Source organism: Pantoea sp. BR_17 (assembly GCF_041955125.1).
In the GTDB taxonomy this organism is placed as follows: Bacteria; Pseudomonadota; Gammaproteobacteria; order Enterobacterales; family Enterobacteriaceae; genus Pantoea; species Pantoea stewartii.
This window is the reverse complement of record NZ_JAVAXT010000003.1, coordinates 91,429-118,047: the sequence shown is the minus strand read 5'-3', so window position 1 is coordinate 118,047 and position 26,619 is coordinate 91,429. Positions and strand designations below refer to the sequence as shown.

Here is a 26,619-nt window from a genome sequence, read left to right as displayed (position 1 = left end):
TGCTTTTAGGTGAAAGAGCCTTTGACCCGTTTCGGTAACAGGAGAGTACGATGAAATTGTCAACAACCCCGACGCTGGAAGGACACAGCATCACGGAATACTGCGGCGTAGTCACCGGTGAAGCGATTCTGGGGGCCAATATATTCCGCGATTTTTTCGCCGGGATTCGCGATATTGTGGGCGGCCGCTCGGGCGCTTATGAGAAAGAACTGCGTAAAGCGCGCGAGATCGCGTTTAAAGAGCTGGAAGAGCAGGCCAGAGCGCTAGGGGCGAACGCGGTGGTGGGCATTGATATTGACTATGAAACCGTAGGGAAAGACAGCAGCATGCTGATGGTTAGCGTCAGCGGCACGGCGGTTGTTATTCGTTGAAACGCCTCCTGTGCTGTCTGATGGCGCTGCTGCTGGCGGGTTGCCACTCAGGCATTGAATCACGATCGGGCTACTGGGTTGATTTGCGCCATCCCGCACAGGGCGCGCGTCCGCGCGTGAAGGTGGTGGTGATTCACTATACCGCTGAGGATTTCTCCTCCTCGCTGGCTACGCTGACTGACCGTGACGTCAGCGTGCATTATCTTATTCCCCGCCAGCCACCGCAGCGCAACGGTAAAGGCATTATCTGGCAACTGGTACCGGAGCAGGATCTGGCCTGGCATGCCGGCGCCAGCTTCTGGCGCGGCGCAACCCGTATTAACGACACCTCGGTGGGCATCGAACTGGTGAACAACGGCTATCGCCGGACGCCGGCCGGAGTGACGTGGCAACCGTTTCCCCCTGCGCAGATTCGCACCCTGGCGGCGCTGGTACGCGATATAACGCAGCGCTATGGCATCGCACCGGAAAATATTGTGGGCCACAGCGATATCGCGCCGCAGCGTAAGCAGGATCCCGGCCCGCTGTTTCCCTGGCAGCAACTGGCCGCTGAGGGCATTGGCGCGTGGCCCGATCCACAACGCGTGGCGTTTTATCTGGCCGGACGCGATCGTTACGCCGCTGTGCCAGCCGTAACCCTGCTGGAGTGCTTGCAGCGTTATGGTTATCAGGTAACGGAAGGAATGAGCGCGGACGAGCAACAGAAACTGATTGCCGCCTTTCAGATGCATTTTCGTTCTGCAAACATTCAGGGCTTCGCGGATGCCGAAACCCTGGCGATAGCGCAGGCCCTGCTGGAGAAATACGGCACAGCGCAATAATCCCTCGATCACGGCGCTGTGGCGAGTTCAGCGGCCTGCGTAAGGCGAGGCGGGCAGGTTCACCGCATCCGATGCCGCATCAGGACGGTGCTGTGCCAGGAAGGCCCGCCAGTGGCCGAGCACCGTTTCAAGCGCGGGACGCTCAGCATCCAGATGGGTCACAATCCGTGTTACCGGGCCCACACTCATCAGGACGTTGTGCGCATGCATCCACTGGCCCAGCGCCGTAACCTGATCGACCGGGATGCGCACGAACAGCATATTCGTCTGCTGCTCAGCGACGTCAATCCCCATCTTTCGCAGTTCCTGTCCCAGCCAGGCGGCGTTGTCGTGGTCCGTTTGCAAACGCGTAACGTTGTGTTGCAGCGCATAGAGGCCCGCCGCCGCCAGAATACCGGCCTGGCGCATGCCTCCGCCGGCCATTTTGCGCCAGCGGCGTGCACGTTCGATATAGGCTGCCTCGCCGCAAAGTAGCGAGCCTACCGGCGCGCCCAGGCCCTTCGACAGACAAATGGTCAAGGTATCGCAATAGCGGGCAATGTTTTCCAGCGTGGTTTGCTGTGCGACGACCGCATTGAAAATGCGAGCACCGTCGATATGCAGCGCCAGTTTATGTGCTCGGGTAAAATGCCAGGCCTGCTCCAGGTAGGCAGCGGGTAACACTTTACCATGATGGGTATTTTCCAGGCTCAGCAGCCGGGTGCGGGCAAAATGGATGTCGTCGGGTTTAATAACGTCTGCCACGACATCCAGCGGCAAACTGCCGTCTGCTGCTGCGAGAATGGGTTGGGGCTGGATACTGCCCATCACCGCCGCGCCGCCGGCTTCATATTTATAATTGTGCGCCTGCTGGCCCACAATATACTCTTCGCCGCGTTCGCAGTGGCTGAGCAGGGCCACCAGGTTCGCCTGCGTGCCGGTAGGGAAAAACAGCGCTGCCGCTTTACCACTCAGACGTGCGGCTTCGGCTTCCAGTGCATTGACGGTGGGATCATCGCGATAGACGTCATCACCGGTTTCAGCGGCCATCATCGCCTGTAACATCGCGCTGCCGGGACGGGTGACGGTATCACTGCGTAAATCGATCATCGGGCGCTCCTGGTCTGCGGAAAACAGGCGGGCAGAGAACCCGCCCGCAAGAGCACTCTGTTTTACCGTAGCCAGTTGGTTTTTGCCAGCTCCAGCACTTCGTCACCCCGCCCATTGATGATGGCACGGAGCATATAGAGGCTGAATCCTTTGGCCTGTTCCAGCTTGATCTCCGGCGGCATAGCCAGCTCTTCCTTCGCGGTGATGACATCCACCAGCACCGGGCCGTCATGGGCAAAGGCCTGTTCCAGTGCGCCATTGAGTTCTGACGCTTTTTCAACCCGAATACCTTTCACGCCGCAGGCCCCGGCAATGGCCGCAAAGTCAGGATTATGCAGATCCGTCCCGTCAGTCAGGTAGCCGCCCGCTTTCATTTCCATGGCGACAAACCCCAGCGAACTGTTGTTAAAAATGACCAGTTTGACAGGCAATTTCAGCTGTGCGACGGTCAGAAAATCACCCATCAGCATGCTGAATCCACCATCGCCACAGAGCGCCACGACCTGACGTTCCCGGTTAAGCGACTGTGCACCCATCGCCTGTGGCATGGCGTTCGCCATCGAACCGTGATTAAACGATCCGAGCAGGCGACGTTTGCCGTTCATCTTCAGATAACGCGCCGCCCACACGGTCGGCGTGCCCACATCGCAGGTAAAAATAGCATCTTCGTCAGCCAGTTCACTGATTTGCTGAGCCAGATACTGCGGGTGAATGGGCTGCCTGTCGTTCGCGGTGGCCAGCGCATCCAAATCCTTACGCGCTTCCGCGTAGTGTTTCAGCGCACTGTCGAGATGATGCTGATCGGTTTTCACCTGCAGCTTCGGCAGCAACGCGCGCAGCGTCGTTTTGACATCACCGACGTACGCCTGGTCGACATGACAGTGCGATCCCAGACTGCCGGGATTAATATCGATTTGAATGATGTTGGCTTTCTCAGGATAGAAGGCGCGATAGGGGAACTGAGTACCTAACAGCACCAGCGTATCCGCATTCATCATGGCATGATAACCCGAGGAGAAACCGATTAGCCCGGTCATGCCCACATCGTACGGGTTGTCATATTCGATATGCTCTTTGCCGCGCAACGCATGCACAACAGGGGCTTTCAGCGTTGCCGCCAGTTGCACCACTTCCTGATGCGCACCGGCACAGCCGCTGCCGCACATCAGCGTAATATTGCGGGCGTCATTCAGTGTTTGTGTCAGGGTCGCCAGTTCATCGGCAGACGGCAACACGACGGGTAGCTGCGGTGGATACCACTCTGCACGCGCAGCATCGGGAGCGGGTTGCAGCGCCACATCGCCCGGCAGCACCACCACGGAAACCCCACGGTTCAGAATCGCTTTGCGCATGGCAATGCCCAATACCTGGGGCAACTGCTCGGGATTGGAGACCAGTTCGCAATAGTGACTGCACTCGCGAAACAACTCTTGTGGATGCGTTTCCTGGAAGTAACCGCTGCCGATCTCACTGGAGGGGATGTGGGCGGCAATGGCCAGTACCGGAACGCGATTGCGGTGGCAGTCGAACAGCCCGTTAATCAGATGCAGGTTACCTGGCCCACAGGAACCCGCGCAGACCGCAAGCGTGCCACTGGCATGCGCTTCCGCACCCGCAGCAAAAGCTGCCACTTCTTCATGGCGGGTAGGCATCCACTCAATGGTGCCCATTTTGTTCAGACTGTCAGTGAGTCCGTTTAACGAGTCACCTGTGACGCCCCAAATACGTTTTACACCGGCGTTTTCCAGCGTTTTGGCCACCAGCGCCGCGACGGTTTGTTTCATCTTCATCTCCTTGGTCATTCGTTGCCATCCCGGGGAGGGCAGAATTAAACAGCTACCAAGAAGCGTAGACGAGAGTCATTCAACTCTACCGTAAAAAATTGCATCAAAAGTTGAATTTCGCGCTCAGGCTGAGAACAGCGCAATAAGCACGGGCGCGGCCAGGCTCATAATAAATCCATGCACGATCGCCGCCGGCACAATATCGGTACCGCCTGCACGTTGTAAAACGGGCAGGGTAAAATCCATTGACGTCGCGCCGCACAAGCCCAGCGCGCTGCTGCGGTGGCGGGCGATCAGCGCGGGAATCAGCATAATGGCGATAAGCTCTCGCAGCAGGTCATTAAAAAACGCGGCACTGCCGATCACTGGCCCAAAGGCTTCTGTCATCAGAATGCCGGAAAGGGAATACCAGCCAAAGCCACTGGCGAGTGCCAGGCCGGTTTTAAGGGGGAGCCCCAGTATCAGCGCCGCTATAATGCCGCCCAGTAAGCCACTCAGCAGGACGACACAGGCAACCGTCATCCCCCGGCGATTCAGGATAATCTGACGCAGCGTCATGCCGCTGCCGCGCAGTTGAATACCGACCAGCAAGAGCAGGAAGATCAAGGCATATTCACTGGCTGCGGATGCATGGTGCAGCCAGGGCCATTGCGTAAGGCCCAGCGCAAAGCCGAGGACTACGACGCCGCACAACGTCAGCGATTCCAGCGCCATATGTAAACGTGACGGCAGTTTTTGCTGTTTATGATGATGTTGCCAGGGCATCCGCTGTTCCAGCCAGCGCAATGCCAGCAGGTTGCACAGTAAAATACAGCCCGCAGCGACGGATGCCGTATAAAAAACGGTGATCAGATTGCTGCTAAGGTTGTCCAGAAAAGCCAGGCTGATGCCCATAAAAAACAGAATGACATAGACCATCCAGCCCAGCAGACGATTTACCGCCTTAAGAAACCTGGCCTGCCGGACGGGTAACAGCCAGCCAGCGAAGAGCGGGAGTAGAATCAGTAACAGTCCTGAATACATAATGAAAAGATCGTCCATGTTAAAATTGACGCTACGCTAACGAAAAAGCACAGGGGAGTAAACCCTGACGGTAAAGTCACCTGACCGCCAGAGCAACGCGTTCCCTTCTTCGGTCAGCTCAGAGGATAAAGCGCTATGAATCTGGAACATATCGATATCCGGGGATTTCGCGGCATTAATCAGCTTTCTCTTCCGTTAACGCGCATTAACCTGTTGATCGGCGAAAATGCCTGGGGGAAATCCAGTCTGCTGGATGCACTGAGTCTGCTGCTGTCACCGCACACGCGCGAGTATGTTTTTACGTCTGACGATTTTCATTTTACGCCAGGTGACAGGGACGACCAGGTGCATCGCCTGTCTGTGGTTTTTCATTTTCGTGAGGATGAGGCAGAAACCAGCGGACCACTTGCGCCTTTCTGGCGAGGCGCGATACCCGGACAACGCTATCTGCGTTACAGCATCCAGGCCAGACGACACGCTGGCCAGATTCGATCCTCGCGACGCTTTATCGACAGCGAGGGCCAGGTGTTGCCAGAAGCGGGAACGGCTGAGGCGATCGATGTTCTTCTGCGTATGAATCCGGTATTACGCCTGCGCGATGCGCGTTTTAGCCGCCGCCTGCGTCCCGTTGCCAGCCGGGTGGATGAACGTCTGACGACATTAAATCAGCTGACGCAGGAGCTGGATAACCTGACGCGCGATCTGGACCGTCATCCCCAACAGTTGAGCGATGCGGTCCTGCGTCAGGGCGTGCAAACGCTACAGCAGCTGATGGAGCACTATTTTCTGGTGCAGCATCCGGATCACGGGAGCCAGGCGTTCCGCGTCGATCCACAGTCACGGGATGGCGTTGAGGGCTGGCGTTCGCTGGATCAGCTTAATCATCTGATTGCTGCGACCGATGTGCGCAGCCGTCAGCTGATTTTGCTGCGGATGTTTAGCTTACTGATGCAGGCAAGGGGCAATGAGCCGTTGCTCCCGGGTGCGCGACCGCTGTTGTTAATTGAAGATCCGGAAACACGACTGCACCCCATCATGCTTTCGGTGGCCTGGAACTTGCTTGCGCTGCTGCCGTTGCAGAAGATTGCCACGACCAACTCGGGCGAGTTATTGTCGCAGGTGGCGGTAGAGGATGTGTGTCGACTGGTACGCGAACCCACGCGCGTGGCGGCGTGGCGCATCGGGCCTGAAGGATTGAGTGCAGAAGACAGCCGTCGCATCGGCTTTCATATTCGTGTTAACCGCCCCTCAGCGTTGTTTGCCCGTTGCTGGTTGCTGGTTGCTGGTGGAAGGTGAAACCGAAGTCTGGATTATCAATCAGATGGCACGACAATGCGGTTATCACTTCGCGGCAGAAGGGATAAAAGTCATTGAATATGCGCAGTCAGGTCTGAAACCGTTGCTGAAATTTGCCCGACGCATGGGCATCGCCTGGCATGTCCTGACGGATGGCGACATGGCAGGGAAAAAATATGCCGCCACGGCGCGCAGCCAGCTTCAGCCGCATGATAATGAAAAGCATCATCTGACCCAGCTTCCGGCGGCCGATATGGAACAGTTCCTCTACAACAACGGCTTTAGCGAGGTTTACCATGCGGCAGCGCATCTGCCGTTAAACGTGCCTGTTAATTCCAGGCGTATTATTACCAAAGCGATTCATCGCGCATCAAAACCGGAACTGGCCATCACGGTCGCTATGGCGGCCGCAGAACGCGGAACCGCGTCTGTTCCGACCTGTCTGCAAGAGATGTTTGTTCGCGTCATCCAACTGGCGCAGGGGAAGGCGGGTTAAGGCATAAAGTAAAAATGCCAGCGCATCAGGCTGGCATTTTTGACGGAGCGGTCCAACGTTGGGGATGTCAGGCCACGGCCTGCTGCGCTTCTACGGGTACAATAAGACTGGCATGGTTGCCCTTCGGGCCTTGATGAACGTCAAAATGGACCTGCTGGCCCGCTTTTAACGTCCTGTAACCATCCATCTGTATTGTTGAGTAGTGTGCGAAGATATCTTCGCCGCCCCCGATTGGACAGATAAAGCCGAAACCTTTGGCGTTATTGAACCATTTAACGGTACCTGTCTCCATGCTTTTACTTCCCTCGCAAGACATTTTATAAGTAGGTGAGGTGACGTAAGCTGTGAGTCGGGTTTGATTAAAACTCAATCAGCTTGTGAAGCTAGAATGTAGAAAAATCGCCGCGATCGTCAAGCAAACCACCGGGCCAGGTGGGGAGAAAATCATTAAAATTTGAGGTAGTTAACGCTATTTGAAATTTTGTGATACAGGTCGCGTAACGAATTTTTGGCTGACCGATTCATTAGCGGCAGTGCACTTGACACACGTGTTAAACTCTACAGATGACACCGGGTTTGATGATGACGTACTGACTCACAACGGAACACTATGGCAAACACTAAAGACTGGCTAAATTTCGAACACTTAGCCGAAGGTAAAGTACGCGAAGAGTTAAAGCCACCTTCGATGTATAAAGTCATTCTGAATAATGACGATTATACACCTATGGAATTTGTTATTGACGTTCTGCAAAAGTTCTTTTCTTATGATATTGAACGTGCAACGCAACTGATGCTGAAAGTTCACTACCACGGTAAAGCCATCTGTGGTGTATTTACCGCAGAAGTCGCTGAGACGAAAGCGGCACAGGTGAACAATTACGCGCGGGACAATCATCATCCGTTGCTGTGTACGCTTGAAAAAGCCTGAGCCTCTCTCCATACAGGAAGCAGGTCAGAGCGATTAACTGGAGGAGGTGCCTAATGCTCAATCAAGAACTGGAACTCAGTTTAAACATGGCTTTCGCCAGAGCGCGTGAGCACCGTCATGAGTTTATGACCGTCGAGCATTTGTTACTGGCATTGCTCAGTAACCCGTCGGCAAGAGAGGCACTGGAAGCCTGTACGGTGGACATTGTGGCTCTGCGGCAGGAGCTTGAAGCCTTCATTGAACAAACCACGCCTGTGCTGCCCGCCAGTGAAGAGGAGCGCGATACGCAACCGACGCTCAGCTTCCAGCGCGTGTTGCAACGCGCCGTGTTCCACGTTCAGTCATCCGGACGCAGCGAAGTCAATGGCGCGAATGTTTTGGTCGCCATCTTCAGCGAACAAGAATCCCAGGCAGCGTATCTGCTGCGCAAACACGAAGTCAGCCGCCTCGATGTGGTGAACTTCATCTCTCACGGTACGCGCAAAGACGAACCGGGCCAGGCACCTGGTGCTGAAAATCCGGTTAACGAAGAGCAAGCAGGCGGGGAGGAACGTATGGAAAACTTCACCACCAATCTTAATCAGCTTGCTCGCGTTGGCGGCATTGATCCGCTGATTGGCCGCGACAAAGAGCTGGAACGTACGATTCAGGTTCTGTGTCGTCGCCGTAAAAATAACCCCCTGCTGGTGGGTGAGTCGGGCGTCGGTAAAACCGCGATTGCGGAAGGATTAGCCTGGCGAATCGTTCAGGGCGACGTGCCAGAGGTGATGAAGGACTGCACCATTTACTCGCTGGACATTGGTTCGCTGCTGGCGGGCACCAAGTACCGTGGTGATTTTGAGAAACGTTTTAAAGCGTTGCTGAAACAGCTTGAGCAAGATAACTCCAGCATCCTGTTTATTGATGAAATTCACACTATTATCGGTGCGGGCGCCGCATCGGGTGGACAGGTGGATGCCGCTAACCTGATTAAGCCGCTGCTCTCCAGTGGCAAAATCCGCGTAATGGGATCAACCACGTATCAGGAATTCAGCAATATTTTTGAGAAAGATCGTGCCCTGGCGCGTCGTTTCCAGAAAATTGACATTACCGAGCCCTCTGTTGAAGAGACGGTGCAGATTCTTAATGGTCTGAAAACCAAATACGAAGCGCACCATGATGTACGTTACACCGCGAAAGCCGTGCGCGCGGCGGTGGAGCTGGCGGTGAAATACATCAACGATCGTCATTTGCCGGATAAGGCTATCGATGTCATTGATGAAGCCGGTGCCCGTGCGCGACTGATGCCTGCCAGCAAACGTAAGAAAACGGTGAATGTGGCGGACATTGAAACGGTGGTGGCGCGTATTGCCCGTATTCCGGAGCAAAGTGTGTCAGCAACCGATCGCGATACGCTGAAAAATCTGGGCGACCGTCTGAAAATGCTGGTCTTCGGTCAGGATAATGCCATTGAGGCATTGACTGAAGCCATCAAGATGAGCCGCGCAGGTCTGGGTCAGGATCGCAAGCCGGTAGGGTCGTTCCTGTTTGCCGGTCCTACCGGTGTGGGTAAAACCGAAGTGACCGTCCAGTTAGCTAAAGCGCTGGGCATCGAACTGCTGCGCTTCGACATGTCCGAATATATGGAACGTCACACCGTCAGCCGTCTGATTGGTGCGCCTCCCGGCTATGTCGGTTTCGATCAGGGCGGTTTGCTGACCGATGCGGTGATCAAACATCCTCACGCCGTTGTGCTGCTGGATGAAATTGAGAAAGCGCATCCGGACGTGTTCAACCTGTTGTTGCAGGTCATGGACAACGGCATGCTGACTGATAACAACGGTCGCAAAGCGGACTTCCGTAACGTGGTGCTGGTGATGACCACCAACGCCGGCGTGCGTGAAACTGAGCGTAAATCTATTGGCCTGATTCATCAGGACAACAGTACGGATGCAATGGAAGAGATTAAGAAAATCTTTACGCCTGAATTCCGTAACCGTCTGGACAACATTATCTGGTTCAGCCACCTGTCAACGGACGTCATTCACCAGGTGGTCGACAAGTTTATTGTTGAACTGCAGGCGCAGCTGGATGCGAAAGGCGTTTCGCTGGAAGTCAGTGACGAAGCGCGTGACTGGCTGGCAGAGAAGGGCTATGACAAAGCGATGGGTGCCCGTCCAATGGCACGTACCGTGCAGGAAAGCCTGAAGAAACCGCTGGCGAACGAACTGCTGTTTGGTTCTCTGGTCGACGGGGGATCGGTTTCCGTTGCGCTGGATAAAGAGAAGGGGCAACTGACCTATCACTTCCTCAGCGCGCAAAAACGCAAAACGGAAGGGACGGTGCACTAAGCACCGTTTCACAGAACGAGAAAAGGCCGGATAAAATCCGGCCTTTTTTTGTCCGCCTGCGCGCACGCAGGCAGCAGCATCAACGCAACTCAGCGACTACGGAAGACAATGCGGCCTTTGCTCAGGTCGTACGGGGTCAGCTCGACAGTCACTTTGTCGCCCGTCAGGATGCGGATGTAGTTTTTACGCATTTTACCGGAGATATGAGCGGTAACCACGTGTCCGTTCTCAAGTTCTACGCGGAACATGGTGTTAGGTAACGTATCCAGTACGGTACCTTGCATTTCAATATTGTCTTCTTTGGCCATCGAATCCTCTGGGTGTACTACCTTTCAGTTGAATCGGCAAGATAATGCCCAATTCAACAAGTTATGTAAAGAACCGTCGGCAATAAAGCCAACGCATCGCCGTGCTTCGCGTGTCAACGCGAGCATGTCGGTTAAATTCGGGTGTTTATGTGACGTCTGCGGGGGATTAGCGGGCTAAGAATCTGAATCAACCGGTAACACGCGCACGATTGAAACAGTTCCGAGAGTGCGATGAGATTCCCAGCCTGGCAATTCCGGCTTGAAAACCAAGCGCGGACGACATACCAAACCTGGCTATTATATCACTTAACCGACTTTATGTGTGCAAAACATCTACGCAACTTTTAAAAAAGGGTTTGATTACGCCAGCAGCCGCTGTCAACGGCCAGGGATGCCAGGTCTTTTACCTGCTCAAGATAATGATCGCGTGCAATCTCAACCGCTCCCAGCGAAGCGGTATGGGGGTTAAGTATCTGACAATCCACTAACTGGCCCCCGTGCTTAATAAAATGCTGACAGAATACCAGTAAGGCTGTTTTTGACGCATTGGGTTGCAGGCTGAACATCGATTCGCCGCAAAAGATTTGTCCCAACGCCAGACCGTACATGCCACCTGCAAGGGTTTGATCGCGCCAGACTTCAATCGAATGCGCGTGGCCCAGTTCATAAAGCTTCTGCCAGGCGCGTTTCACTTCAAACGTAATCCATGTACCTTCTTCGCGGCCCAGGGCACAGCCGTCAACGACATCGCCAAAGGCCTCATTCATCGTCACCCGATAAGGTGACTGCTGATGAAACCGCTTCATACTGCGACTGAGATGGAACTGCGTCGGGAATAACACCGCTCGCGGATCGGGTGACCACCACAAAATCGGATCGCCGGGCGAGAACCAGGGAAAAATACCCTGCTGATAGGCACTCAGCAGGCGTGCAGGGGAGAGATCGCCGCCCATCGCCAGCAGGCCGTTCGGCTCGCGCAGCGCGGTTTCCGGTGGCGGAAAGCGCAACGACTCTTGTGACAGTTGAACCAGTCTCATCGCGGTAATGTACCCCTCAGCGTTTGCTCAGCACTATAGCGCAAAGCGCTGCTGGAAACGCCAGTAACGTCCACCTTTTGCGACTAATTCAGAATGATTTCCCTGCTCGACGATCTTACCGCTGTCCATAAGGCAAATTCGGTCCATTTGCGCCAGGCCGCGCAGACGATGCGTTACCATAATGACCGTTTTACCCGTGGTGATCTGTTGCAGGAGGGCGAGAATCTGCTGCTCGGTGGTGGCATCAAGCCCTTCAGTCGGCTCGTCCAGAAGCCATAAGTCGCCGTTGTGTAACATCGCCCGGGCGATGGCCAGGCGGCGTAGCTCTCCACCCGACAGCGGACGGCCGCCTTCACCCAGCCAGGCATTAAGCCCTTCTTCATTTTCCAGCAGGCCCTGAAGCCCGGTTTGCACCAGTGCATTTTCAAGCATTGCATCACTGGCGGTGGGGCAGGCCAGCAACAAATTGTCCCGTAGCGTCTGACTAAACACATGGACGCGCTGGGTGACTACGCTGATGCGCTGACGAAGTTGGGCTTCATCCCAGTCCGCAAGCGGTACGCTGTTCAATACGATTTCGCCCTGTTGCGCCTCCCAGGCGCGGGTGAGCAGCCCAAGCAAGGTGGACTTGCCGCAGCCTGTGGGGCCGAGAAGGGCAATACGTTCACCGGCTTTCATCGTCAGTGAAAACTGATCCAACACCTTTTCTGGTCGTCCCGGATAACGGAAATCCAGCGCGTCAATCCTGAGTTGCAGCGCACCGGCGGGAACCGTGCTTGTGGATGGAAAGAGGATGGCAGGCGACTGATCGATAACGTCATTGACGCGTTGTGCTGCCGTGATTACCTGAGACAGGGGCAAAAAGGCGCTCGCGATCGGCGCCAGTGCTTCAAAAGCTGCCAGGGCACAAAACACCACCAGGGCAATGAGCGGTCCGGGCAGTTGCTGCTGCGCAATGCTTGTTGCGCTCAGCCAGAGCAGGGCAGTAACAGTGAGGCCACTGCATAACAGCAGCAGACTTTGCGCCAGCGCCTGTAAACGCTCCTGCTGACGTTGTGCGTCCTGCCACTGCTGCTCATCTTCGTCCAGCCTGGCCCGCCAGCGGGCAGCGTTATCATACAGTGTCAGTTCTGCCTGTCCCGCCAGCCAGTGCATTAACTGCTCTCGCCAGCGCGATCGCTGCCGGGCAATCGCGATGCCGGTGGGCGCGCCCAGACGGTAGAACAGCGGGGGAAAAAGGCAGAGCAGCGTAAGCAGAATGCCGCCCAGCACCAGCGCCAGGTGCAGATCAATCAGGCTGAGGCCGGCTGTTACCACGACGATAACGATAAACGTGCCCAGCAGCGGCGAGAGGACCCGCAAATAGAGATGATCCAGCGTATCCACATCACCAACAAAACGATTAAGCAGATCGGCCTGACGAAAGAGCGCGAGCTGGCCGGGAGAAAGCGCAATCAGGCGGCTAAACGTGAAGACACGCAGATGCTGTAAAACCCGAAACGTTGCGTCGTGACTTACTAACCGCTCAAAATACCGGGCGGCGGTACGGGTAATCGCTGCGCCGCGCACGCCAGCGGCGGGAAGCATATAGTTGAAACTGTACAGACCAGCCACACCGGCTACAGAAGAGGCGGCCAGAAACCAGCCCGACAACGTAAGCAAGCCGATACTGGCTAACAGCGTGACAATCGCCAGCACGATCCCTGACGTCAGGCGGAAGGGATGACGCAGCCATAGCCGCAGAAAGGGACGCAGAGCCGTCATCAGAAAATCTCCTGTTGCCGGTGTTGTAATAAATCACTGAACGGACCGGACGCAGTCAGCGTCTGCCAGTCGCCCTGCTGCACGATCTGACCGGCCTGCATTACCCAGATCGCATCCCATGTCTGAAGCAGATCAATTTGGTGGGTGATCATCAGTGTCGTCTGGCGCGTGGCCGCCTGATTTAATGCCTGCATCACATGATGTTCACTTTGACTGTCCAGGCTGGCAGCGGGCTCATCCAGTAACAATAACTGGGCGGGTTTATACAGCGCGCGGGCTACGGCAATGCGCTGTGCCTGACCGACCGATAAGTGATGACTGGCATCCCCCGGTTCGGTATCCAGTCCGGCAGGCAGTCGGGAAAGAAATTCATCGATCCCACATGATGCGGTTAAAGCACTTAGCCGTGCGGGATCATGCGGCGCATCCATGATGATATTGTCCCGTAACGTTGCGGCGGGTAGCTGGGGATTCTGGCCGACCCAGGCAAGATGCCGATGCCAGTCATGGCGTGCGATACGGTGAAGTTCAATGCCGTTAACTTTCAGCGATCCCTGATAGGGTAAAAAGCCCAGCAGGGCATTTAACAGTGCGGTTTTGCCTGCACCGCTTTTGCCCACCAGCGCGACGCGTGTGCCTGCGCGCAGGGTGAAGGTGAGCGGGCCGCAGAGCCGATGGCCATTGGGCGCGTGCACCGTCAGATTTTCTGCCACCAGCTCTACTGGCGCCGTTGCGCTAAAGGCGTCGCTGGCGGATGTGTTTTCGGCCTCTGGCGTTTCCTGCATAAAGCGTTCAAGCGCATCGGCACCGCCGATTGCCTGCGCTTTAGCATGGTAGAACGTGCCCAGATCGCGCAGAGGCTGAAAAAATTCCGGGGCCAGAATCAGTACCAGGAAGCCGGCAAACAGCGTCACGCCGCGGCCATAATCACCAAAGTGCAGTTCGCCCAAATAGGAAAAGCCAAAATAAACGGCGACAACGGCGATGGACAGCGACGCAAAAAATTCCAGTACTGACGAAGAAAGAAAGGCCAGACGCAGAACCTCCATCGTCCGTTGACGGAAATCCGTCGTGGCGTCAGCAATCGCCTGTTTTTCGGCGTCTGCCCGATGAAACAGACGCAGGGTTTCCCGGCCACGCAAGCGATCCAGAAAGTTGCCACTCAGGCGTGCGAGCGCCACAAAGTTACGGCGATTAGCCTCGGCCGCGCCCATGCCGACCAGGGCCATAAAAAGCGGGATCAACGGCGCGGTCGCGAACAAGATCAGACCTGCCGCCCAGTTTAACGGAAACAGGGTGAGCAATATGCAACAGGGAATGACCGCCGCCAGCGTCATCTGCGGCAAATAACGCGCGTAATAGGCCTGCATATCCTCGGTTTGCTCAAGCAGTAACGTTGCCCAGCTGCCGGCGGGCTTGCCCTGTATCCAGGCCGGACCCAACGCTGCCAGACGATCCAGCACCTGTTTACGCAAAGCCTGACGGATGGCCTGCCCGGCACGAAATCCAGCCTGCTCCCGGGCATAATTCAGCGCGGCGCGCAGAACAAAGCACAGGATCAGAAGTGAAAATGAGGACAAAAGGGAGGCTGGAGAATGCCTGTCAATAATCAGCGCCTGCAGTAGCGACGCTAAAAGCCATGCCTGTATGATAATCAGAAGCGCGCCAGCGCAGCCCAGCAACGACGTAACGCGCAACCAGGGGCCAGCATGATGACACTGTTGACGAAGCCAACGAGTAAGATGCTGCTGACGCGATTTATTCATGCGAAACCCAATGTGGCAAAGACAAATGAAATGAGGCTGGTCCTCACACCCGGCGCCTGAATTTAGCATGGTGATAATAAAAAAGGCGACTGAAAAACAGTCGCCTCAAACAATTAAGATCAGGTTATTAACAACTTACTTATCGTTCTTAACCAATCCGTCAAGATAACGCTCTGCATCTAACGCAGCCATACAACCGGTACCGGCAGAGGTAATGGCCTGACGGTAGATATGGTCCATGACGTCACCCGCGGCAAACACGCCAGGGATACTGGTTTGCGTGGCATTACCATGCAGGCCGGACTGTACCTTGATGTAGCCGTTTTCCAGCGCCAGCTGACCATCGAAAATCGCCGTATTCGGGCTGTGTCCGATAGCAACAAACAGGCCGGCAACGTCCAGCGTTTCGGTCTCTTCGGTATTCAGCGTTGAACGTAGCGTCAGCCCCGTCACGCCCATCTGATCGCCGACCACTTCTTCCAGCGTTCTGTGTGTATGCAACACGATATTGCCGTTGCTGACTTTTTCCATCAGGCGGTCAATAAGGATTTTCTCTGCGCGGAAGCTGTCGCGGCGGTGAATTAAATGCACTTCAGAGGCGATATTCGCCAGATAAAGTGCTTCTTCAACCGCGGTATTTCCGCCACCGATAACGGCGACTTTTTGGTTGCGGTAGAAGAAACCATCACAGGTCGCACAGGCCGAAACGCCTTTGCCTTTAAAAGCGTCTTCCGACGGTAAGCCCAGATAGCGTGCTGATGCACCCGTGGCAATAATCAGCGCATCGGCAGTATATTCGCCACTGTCACCGGTCAGACGGAAGGGACGGTTCTGCAGATCGACCGTATGAATATGATCGAAAATAATTTCCGTGTTAAATTTCTCGGCATGCTCATGCATACGTTCCATCAGCGAGGGACCTGTCAGATCATGCGGGTCGCCCGGCCAGTTTTCCACTTCCGTCGTGGTGGTCAGCTGACCGCCTTTTTCCAGCCCGGTAATCAGTACTGGATTCAAATTGGCGCGTGCAGCATAGACGGCCGCGGTATAACCTGCCGGACCAGAGCCCAAAATGAGCAACTTACTGTGTTTAGCCGTACTCATGCGTTCCTCAGTTTTATTCACCTGACATAACCTGCGATTGTAGGGAATATGCCGTAGCAATGACAACACTTGCGCACTTTTGTTAGCGATTGCTGCAAACGGCGTAGACGATGAATGGCTTTTTCGCCTGCTTCCTGTGCCAAAAGGGGGCAAAAATTCAGTTTACAGACCACCATCGCACGAAAATACTCATTTAAAAACAGTGACCCAGCGAAGTGTCTGGCATCTTGTCCTGAATTTAGACATTTTACTTTGACAATCGCCTGCGCATTTGCGAAAACAGTGTGAGAAGCGAATAACTTAGTCTGAACAAAACGGGTGTTGCCGCCGGGTTTTGGGCAGAGTACCGAACGAATTTTATCGTCTGATATTGGTCATGACGCATGCGGTGGACAGACAGCATGCGTCATACAAATAGGTACGAATGCGCTCAGACGCCGTTATTTCACTTCAAAAATGCCCCGAACAATGACCGTTTTCAGGGGATGGCAGGTAAAGGGAAGGAATGAAGAGAGACAATAATAATGGTAGATAATAAGAAACGCCCCGGTAAGGATCTCGACAGGATCGACAGAAACATTCTCAATGAATTGCAGAAAGACGGTCGCATCTCAAACGTGGAACTTTCCAAACGTGTAGGATTATCTCCTACACCTTGTCTTGAGCGTGTACGCCGTCTTGAACGCCAGGGATTCATCCTTGGCTATACTGCGCAACTCAACCCTCACTACCTGGATGCTTCATTACTGGTATTTGTTGAGATTACTCTGAATCGTGGCGCACCTGATGTGTTTGAGCAATTTAACGCCGCTGTGCAAAAACTTGAGGAAACTCAAGAGTGTCACCTGGTTTCTGGTGATTTCGACTACCTGCTTAAAACGCGCGTGCCTGATATGTCCGCTTACCGCAAGCTGCTGGGTGAAACCTTGCTGCGCCTGCCAGGCGTAAACGACACGCGTACTTATGTGGTGATGGAAGAGGTCAAACAGAGCAATCGTCTGGTGATCAAAACGCGCTGATGCGTGGCAGGTGCAAAGCCTGGGAAATTTCGGTACACTCCTGTGAATACATACAGGACCAGCGTCGGGTGAGCCCGACGCTGTTGTTTCTTACTTTACAGGCACCTGGAGAGATCTCTTGAGCCAGGAATACACAGAAGATAAAGACGTTTCGTTACAGTCGCTGAGCAGCGGACGCCGTCTGCTGGAAGCGTTACTTATTTTGGTGGCATTGTTCGCCATCTACCTGATGGTTTCCCTGGTCAGCTTTAATCCTTCCGATCCGAGCTGGTCGCAAACGGCCTGGCATGAACCTATCCATAACATGGGTGGCACAGTCGGCGCATGGCTGGCTGATACGTTGCTTTTCATCTTTGGTGTGATGGCCTATGCCATTCCGCCGGTCATACTGGGGCTGTGCTGGATAGCGTTTCGCCAGCGGGATAACCAGGATTATGTGGACTACTTTGCCATTGGTTTACGCTTAATCGGTGTCCTGGCCCTGGTCGTCACCACCTGTGGGATGGCCGCGCTCAACGCGGACGACATCTGGTATTTCGCTTCCGGAGGCGTCATTGGCAGCCTCGTCAGTAATGCCATTTCACCCTGGTTCAGTCCGGCAGGTGGCACACTGACTTTGCTCTGCATCTGGGCCGCAGGGATCACGCTATATACGGGCTGGTCATGGTTAACCATTGCGGAAAGAATCGGTGGCGTGGTCATGGGCGTGCTGACATTCGCCAGCAACCGCTCACGTCATGATGAACCCTGGCATGAAGAGGACGAAGCAGACGATTATCACGAGAGCGCACCCGTCCTTCATGCTCAGACGGACGACGACGATGACGTATTGCTAACCGCGCCGCGTAAGGCGCAGCCCGATCTGGATGCGCATGATCCACTGTTAGCCAGGGCCGCCACCGCCACCCGCGCCGCTGTTGCGGCCACAGCCGAAGTATCTGCGACCACGACACCGACGGCAAGCGCTCAGGCTACTGCCACAGCACCTGCGCAGCCTGCTGCCGCAACAATGGCGGCAACGCCTGTCAGTGCGCCATCAGCTTCACCTGAGCCTGAACAGGTTGCAGCGACGCCTGAACCTGTTTCGCCTGTTGCGGCATCGCCTCATCCTTCCCCGGTGACGCACACTGCACCGCGCGAGCCGATGCCACAGGAGAAGCCTCTCACTGAACCGCCGCGCTACCGCTTTGAGTTACCGGACGATGCACCGGCGGCTGCCCCGCACTTTACCGCTTATGAGGATGACGAACCCAAAATGGGTAACTGGCGTGAAGCCACGTCAGCAGCCTCGCTGAACAGCGCTGCTGTCGCCGGTGCTGCGGCAACCGCAGCATCGTCAGCATCCTCACCGCTGTTTGAGCCTGTCCCTGAAACGGTGTCGAATCCACAGGTGAAACAGGGGATTGGTCCGGCGCTGCCGCGGCCTAATCCGGTTAAACTGCCTACCCGACGTGAGCTGGCCTCGTACGGCATTAAACTGCCTTCACAGCGTATGGCGGAAGAAAAAGCCAAACGTGCTGAACTGCCGTCATCACAACCTACGAAAGAAGATGCGTCACTCACTGACTGGTCAGCAGAGGAGCAGGATGCGCTGCAACAGGCAGAGTTGCGTCAGGCGTTCCAGTCAGAGCAGCAGCAACGCTATGGCGAAAGCTGGCAGCAGGACGACGCGCACGAGGACGACGAGCTGGCATTGCAGCAGGCCTCGCTGGCGCGTCAGTTCGCACAGCAACAGCAACAGCGCTATGAAACGGTGCCTGAAGACAATGCACCCGTTTTCAATCTGGATACGTCAGCGGCCTTCGATTTCTCCCCAATGAAGGACCTGGTCGACGATGGCCCTGTCGAGCCGCTGTTCACCATTGCAGCATCGCCGGACGTCAGCGAGGTCGCGCCACAACATGAGCCCTGGCAGCACGTTCAGGCGGCACCAGAACAGCCCGCGGCTCAGCGTGTAGAATCAGCCCAGACCTTTGCGGCCGATCACTTTGCCGCGCCTGCGCAGCAGCCGGAGCCGGTCACGGAGGCGAAGCCATCCGTGCATGACAGCCTGATTCACCCCTTCCTGATGCGTCACGAGCAGCCACTGGAAAAACCTTCTACACCCTTACCGTCACTCGATCTCCTGACCGCGCCGCCGGAAGAGGAAGAACCGGTTGATATGTTCGCCCTTGAGCAGACAGCAAGACTGGTTGAAGCGCGTCTGGGTGACTACCGCGTCAAGGCCGAGGTGGTGGGCATTTCGCCAGGACCTGTGATTACCCGTTTTGAACTGGATCTCGCGCCGGGCGTGAAAGCGGCGCGTATCTCTAACCTGTCACGCGATTTGGCCCGCTCCCTGTCGACTACGGCAGTGCGTGTGGTTGAAGTGATCCCTGGCAAACCCTATGTTGGACTGGAATTACCCAACCGACATCGCCAGACCGTTTACCTGCGTGAAGTGCTGGATTGTCCAAAATTCCGTGACAACCCCTCGCCGCTGTCTGTGGTGCTGGGTAAAGATATTGCCGGCCAGCCGGTCGTTGCCGATCTGGCTAAAATGCCACACTTACTGGTAGCCGGTACAACCGGTTCCGGTAAGTCCGTCGGCGTGAATGCGATGATCCTCAGCATGCTGTATAAAGCCACGCCGGAAGATGTGCGCTTTATTATGATTGACCCCAAGATGCTCGAGCTTTCCGTTTACGAAGGCATTCCGCATCTGCTTACCGAAGTCGTGACCGATATGAAAGATGCGGCGAACGCGCTGCGCTGGAGTGTCGGTGAGATGGAGCGTCGCTATAAGCTGATGTCGGCGCTGGGTGTACGTAATCTGGCCGGCTACAACGAAAAAGTGGCGCAGGCGGATGCAATGGGGCGGCCGATTCCCGATCCGTTCTGGAAGCCAGGCGACAGCATGGATATGACGCCGCCAGTGCTGGAAAAACTGCCTTACATCGTGGTGATGGTGGATGAGTTCGCCGATCTGATGATGGCTGTCGGTAAGAAAGTGGAAGAACTGATTGCACGTCTTGCACAGAAAGCGCGCGCGGCTGGAATCCACCTTGTTCTGGCAACCCAGCGTCCGTCAGTTGACGTCATTACCGGCCTCATCAAAGCCAACATACCTACCCGTATCGCGTTTACTGTCTCAAGTAAAATTGACTCGCGAACCATCCTTGATCAGGGCGGTGCAGAATCGTTACTGGGGATGGGCGATATGCTTTACATGCCGCCCAACTCATCAATGCCGGTGCGTGTTCACGGTGCCTTTGTGCGCGATCAGGAAGTACATGCTGTCGTGCAGGACTGGAAAGCGCGCGGGCGTCCGCAATATATTGAAAGCATTACGGCGGGCGAAGAAAGTGAAGGCGGGGGCGGCATTGACAGCGATGAAGAACTCGATCCGTTGTTCGATCAGGCTGTTGCCTTTGTGGTGGATAAGCGACGCGCCTCGATTTCGGGCGTACAGCGTCAGTTCCGTATCGGTTATAACCGTGCTGCGCGCATCATTGAACAGATGGAAGCACAGGGCATCGTCTCGTCACCGGGCCACAACGGTAACCGTGAAGTGCTCTCTCCACCACCCCATGATATGTAAAGCCTGAACGATAAGCTTTGAAACACAAAACAATGAGCCAGTTTCCACTGGCTCATTGTTTTTTAGCGGTTAACCCCCATAGTTGATTAGTGTTTCGGTTTTTTCTCCTGTATTAAACGCAGGACAGCGACCAGGCTTAGTCACGTGATCAACGGGAAACGATTTAATAAGGATTTAAGCAGATGAAATTACGCGTAATCGCCTTAGGCCTGCTGGCCGCTTTGGGGTCAGCCAACGTTCTCGCCGATGCGTCGAGCGACCTGCAACAGCGCCTTAATAAAGTTAACAGCTTCCACGCCAGCTTTACTCAAAAGGTGACCGATGGAAGCGGTGCCAACGTGCAGGAGGGTGAAGGCGAGCTCTGGGTTAAGCGCCCCAGCCTGTTCAACTGGCATATGACCGCACCCGACGAGAGCATCATTATTTCTGACGGGAAATCGTTATGGTTCTATAACCCGTTTGTTGAACAAGCTACGGTCAGCCTGTTAAAGAATGCGACCAGCAATACACCGTTTATGTTGATTGCCCGTAACCAGGCCAGTGACTGGCAGCAATACAACGTAAAACAGCAGGGTGACAAATTTGAACTGACGCCGAAGAAAAGCGATGGCAACCTCAAGCAGTTCACGATTGATGTGACGCCAGATGGCACCATTAATCAGTTTAGCGCCGTCGAGCAGGATGGGCAGCGCAGTAACTACCAGCTAAAGAGCCAGAAAAACGGCCCGATTAGCCCGGATAAATTCACATTCACCCCGCCAAAAGGCGTCACGGTGGATGACCAACGTCAGTGAGGTGGTAGTGGGTAACCTGTCCCTGGATTTTTCCAGTGAAGATTTTAAACCGCTGGCCGCGCGTATGCGGCCAGCAACCCTGAAGCAATACATTGGACAGCAGCACCTGCTGGCTGCGGGTAAACCGTTGCCGCGCGCGATCGAAGCGGGGCACCTGCACTCCATGATTCTCTGGGGACCGCCAGGGACAGGAAAAACAACGCTGGCCGAGATTATCGCTCACTATGGCAATGCGGACGTTGAGCGTATTTCTGCGGTCACCTCTGGTGTCAAAGAGATTCGTGAAGCCATTGAACGCGCAAGGCTGAGCAAGCAGGCGGGCCGCCGCACTATCCTGTTTGTAGATGAAGTCCATCGCTTCAACAAAAGTCAGCAGGATGCGTTTCTTCCCCATATGGAAGACGGCACTATCACGTTTATCGGTGCCACGACAGAAAATCCCAGCTTTGAGCTGAACTCCGCACTGCTGTCACGTGCTCGTGTCTATTTACTTAAATCCCTGACCACAGAAGATATTGAGCAGGTGCTTGACCAGGCGATGCAGGATGCCAGTCGGGGTTATGGCAACAGCGATATCCTGTTACCTGACAATACGCGGCGTATGATTGCGGAACTGGTCAACGGCGATGCACGTCGTGCCCTGAATACGCTGGAAATGATGGCCGATATGGCCGAAACCAACGGCACAGGCAAACGCGAGCTGACGCCCCAGTTGCTGACCGAAGTGGCGGGGGAACGGTCTGCCCGGTTCGATAATAAAGGCGATCGCTTTTATGACCTGATTTCTGCCTTGCATAAATCCGTCCGGGGATCGGCGCCGGATGCCGCCCTGTACTGGTACGCCCGTATTATTACCGCCGGTGGCGATCCGCTGTATGTCGCGCGTCGGCTACTGGCCATTGCGTCTGAAGACGTCGGCAATGCCGATCCACGAGGCATGCAGGTGGCTATCGCGGCCTGGGACTGTTTCACCCGCGTTGGCCCGGCAGAAGGGGAGCGCGCGATTGCGCAGGCCATTGTCTATCTCGCCTGTGCGCCAAAAAGTAACGCCGTCTATAACGCGTTTAAGGCGGCGATGCGTGATGCACGCGACCATCCAGATTTTGATGTTCCCGATCATTTGCGCAATGCCCCCACGAAGCTGATGAAAGAGATGGGGTTGGGCGAAAGCTATCGCTATGCGCATGACGAAGCCAATGCCTATGCTGCGGGTGAAGTCTATTTCCCACCCGAAATGGCGCAAACGCGTTACTATCATCCCACTCAACGCGGTCTTGAAGGCAAAATTGGCGAAAAGCTGGCCTGGCTGGCTGAACTCGATCAAAATAGCCCGACAAAACGCTACCGCTGAAACAGACGTTGCGGTAATGTGGTCAATGTTTTCAATGCATTCCAGCGGGAGTGCGTCCCCTTCTTTTAACTCATAAATACACAGGATAAGCATGCTCGATCCCAATCTGCTGCGTAATGAGCCAGACGCAGTCGCAGAAAAACTGGCACGCCGAGGATTTAAACTGGATGTGGAAATGCTGCGTTCGCTCGAAGAGCGTCGCAAAGTCTTGCAGGTTGAAACGGAAAACCTGCAGGCTGAGCGCAACTCCCGCTCCAAATCCATCGGTCAGGCCAAAGCACGTGGGGAAGACATCGAGCCACTGCGTCAGGAAGTGAACAGCCTGGGCGAACGCCTGGATGCGGCTAAAGCAGAACTGGACGCGCTGCAAAATCAGATCCGCGATTTCAGCCTGGCGCTGCCGAATCTTCCTGCGGATGAAGTGCCGCTGGGGAAAGACGACACGGAAAACCTGGAAATCAGTCGCTGGGGTGAACCCCGCCAGTTTGATTTTGAGGTGAAAGATCACGTTGAGCTGGGTGAAGCGGCTAAAGGGCTGGACTTTGCTGCGGCAGTGAAACTCACCGGCTCACGCTTCGTGGTTATGCAAGGCCAGGTTGCTCGCCTGCACCGTGCGCTCAGCCAGTTCATGATTGACCTGCACACGGAACAACATGGTTATCTGGAAACTTACGTCCCTTACCTGGTCAACCATGCGACCTTATACGGTACAGGCCAGTTACCTAAGTTTGGTGAAGATCTGTTCCATACCCGCCCGCTGGAAGAAGAATCCGAAAGCAGCCATTACGCGCTCATTCCGACCGCTGAAGTGCCGCTGACTAACCTTGTGCGGGATGAAATTGTTGAAGAAGAGAGCCTGCCGCTGAAGCTTACGGCACATACACCCTGCTTCCGCTCTGAAGCAGGCTCCTATGGCCGTGATACGCGTGGGCTCATCCGTATGCACCAGTTCGACAAAGTTGAAATGGTGCAAATCGTCGCGCCTGAAACCTCTATGGATGCGCTGGAAGAGCTGGTTGGCCATGCTGAAAAAGTGTTGCAACTGCTGAACCTGCCGTATCGCAAGGTCTTGCTGTGCAGCGGTGATATGGGCTTTGGTGCGACAAAAACCTACGATTTAGAAGTATGGTTACCGGCGCAAAATACCTACCGTGAAATCTCTTCTTGCTCAAACATGGGGGATTTCCAGGCTCGCCGTATGCAGGCGCGCACCCGCAATAAGCAGGATAAAAAACCGCGTCTGGTGCATACCCTGAATGGCTCGGGCCTGGCCGTAGGACGTACGCTGGTTGCCGTGCTGGAAAATTACCAGCAGCAGGACGGCCGCATCGCCGTGCCAGAGGTATTACGTCCTTATATGAACGGCCTGGAATTTATTGGCTAAGCGTTCATCCTGTCTAAAATAACCCAGCTCAGGCTGGGTTTTTTTATCTTTACCGCGAGGCATCCTCAGCACGTTTAAAATTTATCACAAATAAACATTATCGATGACGACGCGGGTAGAAAGCGTAAAAATCCAGATTATCATAGAGATAGCGCAAAGTTATCTGATGCCTGACAGATGGCTAACTTACTGAAGATAAATAATTTAAATGGTCACGCAGCAAAATGTGCTGCACCCTCATTCCTCCCGTTGACTTTACAACGCGCGATGGCAAACTGCGCGCAATTTCCTTCATTTCTTTTGGTTTTTATCCCCTATGTCGACCTGGTCACGTCCTGTGATATTGCTGCTCTGCGGCCTGTTATTAATGACCGTTTCCATTGCGGTACTGAATACGTTAGTGCCCCTTTGGCTGACGCATGATGCGCTGGCAACATGGCAGGTAGGCGTGGTGAGTTCGTCGTATTACACCGGTAACCTGCTGGGCACTTTAGTGGCTGGCTGGCTGATCAAGCGATACGGTTTTAACCGAAGCTATTATCTGGCGACCGGCCTTTTTGCGCTGTCGACACTGTGCATGCTGGCGCTGGAAGGATTCTGGGCATGGACATTGCTGCGCTTCACGGCCGGTATCGGCTGCGCGTTAGTCTGGGTCGTGGTGGAAAGCGCATTGTTATGCAGTGGAACAGTACGTAACCGTGGGCAGTTGCTCGCTGCCTATATGATCGTCTATTACCTGGGTACGGTTGCCGGACAACTGCTGGTGAGCAAACTGTCTACCGAATTACTGAGTGTGATTCCCTGGGTAACCGCCACGGTCATCAGCGCCATCTTACCGTTAATCTTCACGCAGGTTTCTGCCAACAGCGATACCGTAGAAGCTACGCCAGGCGGACGAATTTTACCTATGCTGCGTCGTCGCAGTTCTCGTCTCGGTATTAACGGCTGTATTATTTCTGGCATTGTTCTGGGATCGCTGTACGGCTTGATGCCGCTCTATCTTTCTCATCAGGGTATGAGTGATGCCAACGTGGGTTACTGGATGGCCTTGCTGGTGAGTGCCGGCATTGTCGGGCAGTGGCCGATTGGTCGGCTTGCTGACCGCTTTGGCCGCATGATGGTACTGCGAGTGCAGGTATTTGTGGTGATCCTCGGCGCGATTGCGATGCTGACAAATGCCGCGATGGCCCCGGCCCTGTTTGTGCTGGGGCTGGCAGGTTTTACGCTTTATCCGGTCGCTATGTCATGGGCCTGCGAAACCGTGGCGCACCATGAACTGGTGGCAATGAATCAGGCGCTGTTACTGAGCTACACCGTGGGCAGCCTGGCCGGACCAAGCATGACGGCCATGCTGATGCAAAGTTATTCCGACCGTCTGCTGTTCGTTATGATCGCGGCGGTAGCGCTGGTTTACCTAGTCATGTTACTGCGTAAAGCCGATCACCATGCCACGCCAGTGGCACATGCCTGATCATAACGATAACCAGGCGGTGACACTTAACCTTCGCCGTCTGGCTGCGCTGACTGTCAGACGGTTATCGTTTACTGACTGCGGTGACGTGGCCTGTCAATACATCACTTCATGTCCGTAGCTGGCAAGAATATGCTTGACCCGTTCCATGGTCGCTTTACTGGGCGGTTTTACACCGTCGAGCTTGTACTCTTCACCCATCGCAATCCATTTATGCTTACCCAGCTCGTGATAAGGCAGAAGCTCAATCTTCTCCACATTTGCCATATCCTGCGTAAATGCACCTAAGCGATGGACACTGTCATCATCATCAGAATAGCCGGGCACGACGACGAAACGAATCCACGTCCGTTTTCCTTTCTTCTGAAGATAGCGCGCAAAATCGAGTGTGCGATGATTCGACACACCGACAAGAATCTGGTGGATGTCATCGTTCATCTGCTTGAGGTCAAGCATCACCAAATCTGTTGCATCCAGTAATTCATCAATAACGGGATCGTAGCGGCGGACAAAGCCGTTGGTGTCAAGGCAGGTATGAATGCCCTCAGCTTGACATGCGCGAAACCAGTCGCGCACAAACTCCGCCTGCAAAATGGCCTCACCGCCTGAAGCCGTCACCCCGCCACCGGACGCATTCATGAAATGGCGATAAGACAGAACGTCCGCCATGAGCGCGTCGACGGTAATTTCTTTGCCGCAATGCGTGTCCCATGTATCACGGTTGTGGCAGTACAGGCAGCGCATCAGGCAGCCCTGAAAAAAGGTGATAAAACGGATGCCGGGACCGTCTACGGTTCCGCATGATTCAAATGAGTGGATGCGACCAATGGCAGACATTGCGATGTATTCTCCTGATGAGCCTGCGAAGCAGGTGGCGCACTCTCCGGTGCGCTCTGAACG

Annotated in this window: 18 protein-coding genes and 4 pseudogenes; 12 read left to right on the top strand and 10 right to left on the bottom strand. The window is 54.9% G+C overall.

Annotation, left to right across the window (positions count from 1 at the left end; all coding sequences use genetic code 11):
* Window positions 1-50 precede the first annotated feature (50 nt).
* Window positions 51-371, top strand: a complete 321-nt coding sequence (locus RAC60_RS06645; RefSeq protein ID WP_039341355.1) for a heavy metal-binding domain-containing protein — start codon at window positions 51-53, stop codon at window positions 369-371.
* A 20-nt stretch (window positions 372-391) separates the two neighbouring features.
* On the top strand, window positions 392-1,192 hold the full coding sequence (locus RAC60_RS06640) for an N-acetylmuramoyl-L-alanine amidase (protein WP_172912617.1): 801 nt from the start codon (window positions 392-394) through the stop codon (window positions 1,190-1,192).
* Between the two features lie 90 nt (window positions 1,193-1,282).
* Here the strand turns inward: RAC60_RS06640 and ltaE are convergent.
* The 3 genes and pseudogenes from ltaE to RAC60_RS06625 all read right to left on the bottom strand — a co-directional run.
* Window positions 1,283-2,281 (bottom strand): annotated as a pseudogene (ltaE, locus tag RAC60_RS06635) (low-specificity L-threonine aldolase); the annotation flags it as partial.
* 62 nt (window positions 2,282-2,343) lie between these two features.
* Entirely contained in the window at window positions 2,344-4,065 is a 1,722-nt protein-coding gene (poxB, locus tag RAC60_RS06630) for a ubiquinone-dependent pyruvate dehydrogenase (protein WP_375093110.1), read from the bottom strand.
* A gap of 123 nt (window positions 4,066-4,188) precedes the next feature.
* A complete protein-coding gene (locus RAC60_RS06625; protein WP_039341349.1) occupies window positions 4,189-5,088 on the bottom strand; it encodes a lysine exporter LysO family protein in 900 nt (299 codons plus the stop codon).
* A gap of 135 nt (window positions 5,089-5,223) precedes the next feature.
* On the opposite strand from RAC60_RS06625, the pseudogene RAC60_RS06620 reads away from it, so the two are divergent.
* Window positions 5,224-6,880 (top strand): annotated as a pseudogene (locus RAC60_RS06620) (DUF2813 domain-containing protein).
* A gap of 67 nt (window positions 6,881-6,947) precedes the next feature.
* On the opposite strand, the gene cspD reads toward RAC60_RS06620, so the two are convergent.
* Complete coding sequence (gene cspD, locus RAC60_RS06615) at window positions 6,948-7,172, bottom strand: cold shock-like protein CspD (RefSeq protein ID WP_006118603.1); 225 nt, start codon at window positions 7,170-7,172, stop codon at window positions 6,948-6,950.
* A 318-nt stretch (window positions 7,173-7,490) separates the two neighbouring features.
* On the opposite strand from cspD, the gene clpS reads away from it, so the two are divergent.
* Together clpS and clpA are read left to right on the top strand one after the other, a co-directional pair.
* A complete protein-coding gene (clpS, locus tag RAC60_RS06610) occupies window positions 7,491-7,811 on the top strand; it encodes an ATP-dependent Clp protease adapter ClpS (protein ID WP_006118604.1) in 321 nt (106 codons plus the stop codon).
* A gap of 53 nt (window positions 7,812-7,864) precedes the next feature.
* Complete coding sequence (clpA, locus tag RAC60_RS06605; protein ID WP_006118605.1) at window positions 7,865-10,141, top strand: ATP-dependent Clp protease ATP-binding subunit ClpA; 2,277 nt, start codon at window positions 7,865-7,867, stop codon at window positions 10,139-10,141.
* Between the two features lie 89 nt (window positions 10,142-10,230).
* Here clpA and infA read toward each other — a convergent pair whose 3' ends face one another.
* The 5 genes from infA to trxB form a co-directional block, all read right to left on the bottom strand.
* Window positions 10,231-10,449, bottom strand: coding sequence for a translation initiation factor IF-1 (gene infA, locus RAC60_RS06600; RefSeq protein ID WP_002211347.1), 219 nt, complete (start codon window positions 10,447-10,449; stop codon window positions 10,231-10,233).
* A 344-nt stretch (window positions 10,450-10,793) separates the two neighbouring features.
* The gene (gene aat / locus RAC60_RS06595; RefSeq protein ID WP_375093060.1) at window positions 10,794-11,486 is read right to left on the bottom strand and encodes a leucyl/phenylalanyl-tRNA--protein transferase; all 693 of its coding nucleotides are present in this window, start codon (window positions 11,484-11,486) and stop codon (window positions 10,794-10,796) included.
* A 33-nt stretch (window positions 11,487-11,519) separates the two neighbouring features.
* Window positions 11,520-13,250: a cysteine/glutathione ABC transporter ATP-binding protein/permease CydC gene (cydC, locus tag RAC60_RS06590; RefSeq protein WP_375093058.1), complete on the bottom strand. Its 1,731-nt coding sequence runs from the start codon at window positions 13,248-13,250 to the stop codon at window positions 11,520-11,522.
* Window positions 13,250-15,016, bottom strand: a complete 1,767-nt coding sequence (gene cydD, locus RAC60_RS06585; protein WP_058701031.1) for a cysteine/glutathione ABC transporter permease/ATP-binding protein CydD — start codon at window positions 15,014-15,016, stop codon at window positions 13,250-13,252. The genes cydC and cydD overlap by 1 nt, the downstream gene beginning before the upstream one ends.
* Before the next feature lie 135 nt (window positions 15,017-15,151).
* On the bottom strand, window positions 15,152-16,120 hold the full coding sequence (gene trxB, locus RAC60_RS06580; protein ID WP_033737645.1) for a thioredoxin-disulfide reductase: 969 nt from the start codon (window positions 16,118-16,120) through the stop codon (window positions 15,152-15,154).
* A gap of 524 nt (window positions 16,121-16,644) precedes the next feature.
* On the opposite strand from trxB, the gene lrp reads away from it, so the two are divergent.
* The 7 genes and pseudogenes from lrp to RAC60_RS06545 all read left to right on the top strand — a co-directional run bounded on the left by lrp (window position 16,645) and on the right by RAC60_RS06545 (window position 25,719).
* Window positions 16,645-17,139, top strand: a complete 495-nt coding sequence (gene lrp, locus RAC60_RS06575) for a leucine-responsive transcriptional regulator Lrp (protein WP_006118610.1) — start codon at window positions 16,645-16,647, stop codon at window positions 17,137-17,139.
* A 229-nt stretch (window positions 17,140-17,368) separates the two neighbouring features.
* Window positions 17,369-17,770, top strand: a pseudogene (locus RAC60_RS06570) (DNA translocase FtsK 4TM domain-containing protein); the annotation flags it as partial.
* Between the two features lie 534 nt (window positions 17,771-18,304).
* Window positions 18,305-20,719: pseudogene (locus RAC60_RS06565) on the top strand (DNA translocase FtsK); the annotation flags it as partial.
* A gap of 182 nt (window positions 20,720-20,901) precedes the next feature.
* Entirely contained in the window at window positions 20,902-21,513 is a 612-nt protein-coding gene (gene lolA / locus RAC60_RS06560; protein WP_006118612.1) for an outer membrane lipoprotein chaperone LolA, read from the top strand.
* 7 nt (window positions 21,514-21,520) lie between these two features.
* Entirely contained in the window at window positions 21,521-22,864 is a 1,344-nt protein-coding gene (locus tag RAC60_RS06555) for a replication-associated recombination protein A (RefSeq protein WP_058701171.1), read from the top strand.
* 91 nt (window positions 22,865-22,955) lie between these two features.
* A complete protein-coding gene (gene serS / locus RAC60_RS06550) occupies window positions 22,956-24,248 on the top strand; it encodes a serine--tRNA ligase (protein ID WP_058701029.1) in 1,293 nt (430 codons plus the stop codon).
* 316 nt (window positions 24,249-24,564) lie between these two features.
* On the top strand, window positions 24,565-25,719 hold the full coding sequence (locus RAC60_RS06545; protein WP_006118615.1) for an MFS transporter: 1,155 nt from the start codon (window positions 24,565-24,567) through the stop codon (window positions 25,717-25,719).
* Window positions 25,720-25,815: 96 nt separating this feature from the next.
* Here the strand turns inward: RAC60_RS06545 and pflA are convergent, their stop codons facing one another.
* Window positions 25,816-26,556, bottom strand: coding sequence for a pyruvate formate lyase 1-activating protein (gene pflA / locus RAC60_RS06540; RefSeq protein WP_039341323.1), 741 nt, complete (start codon window positions 26,554-26,556; stop codon window positions 25,816-25,818).
* Between the last annotated feature and the right edge of the window lie 63 nt (window positions 26,557-26,619).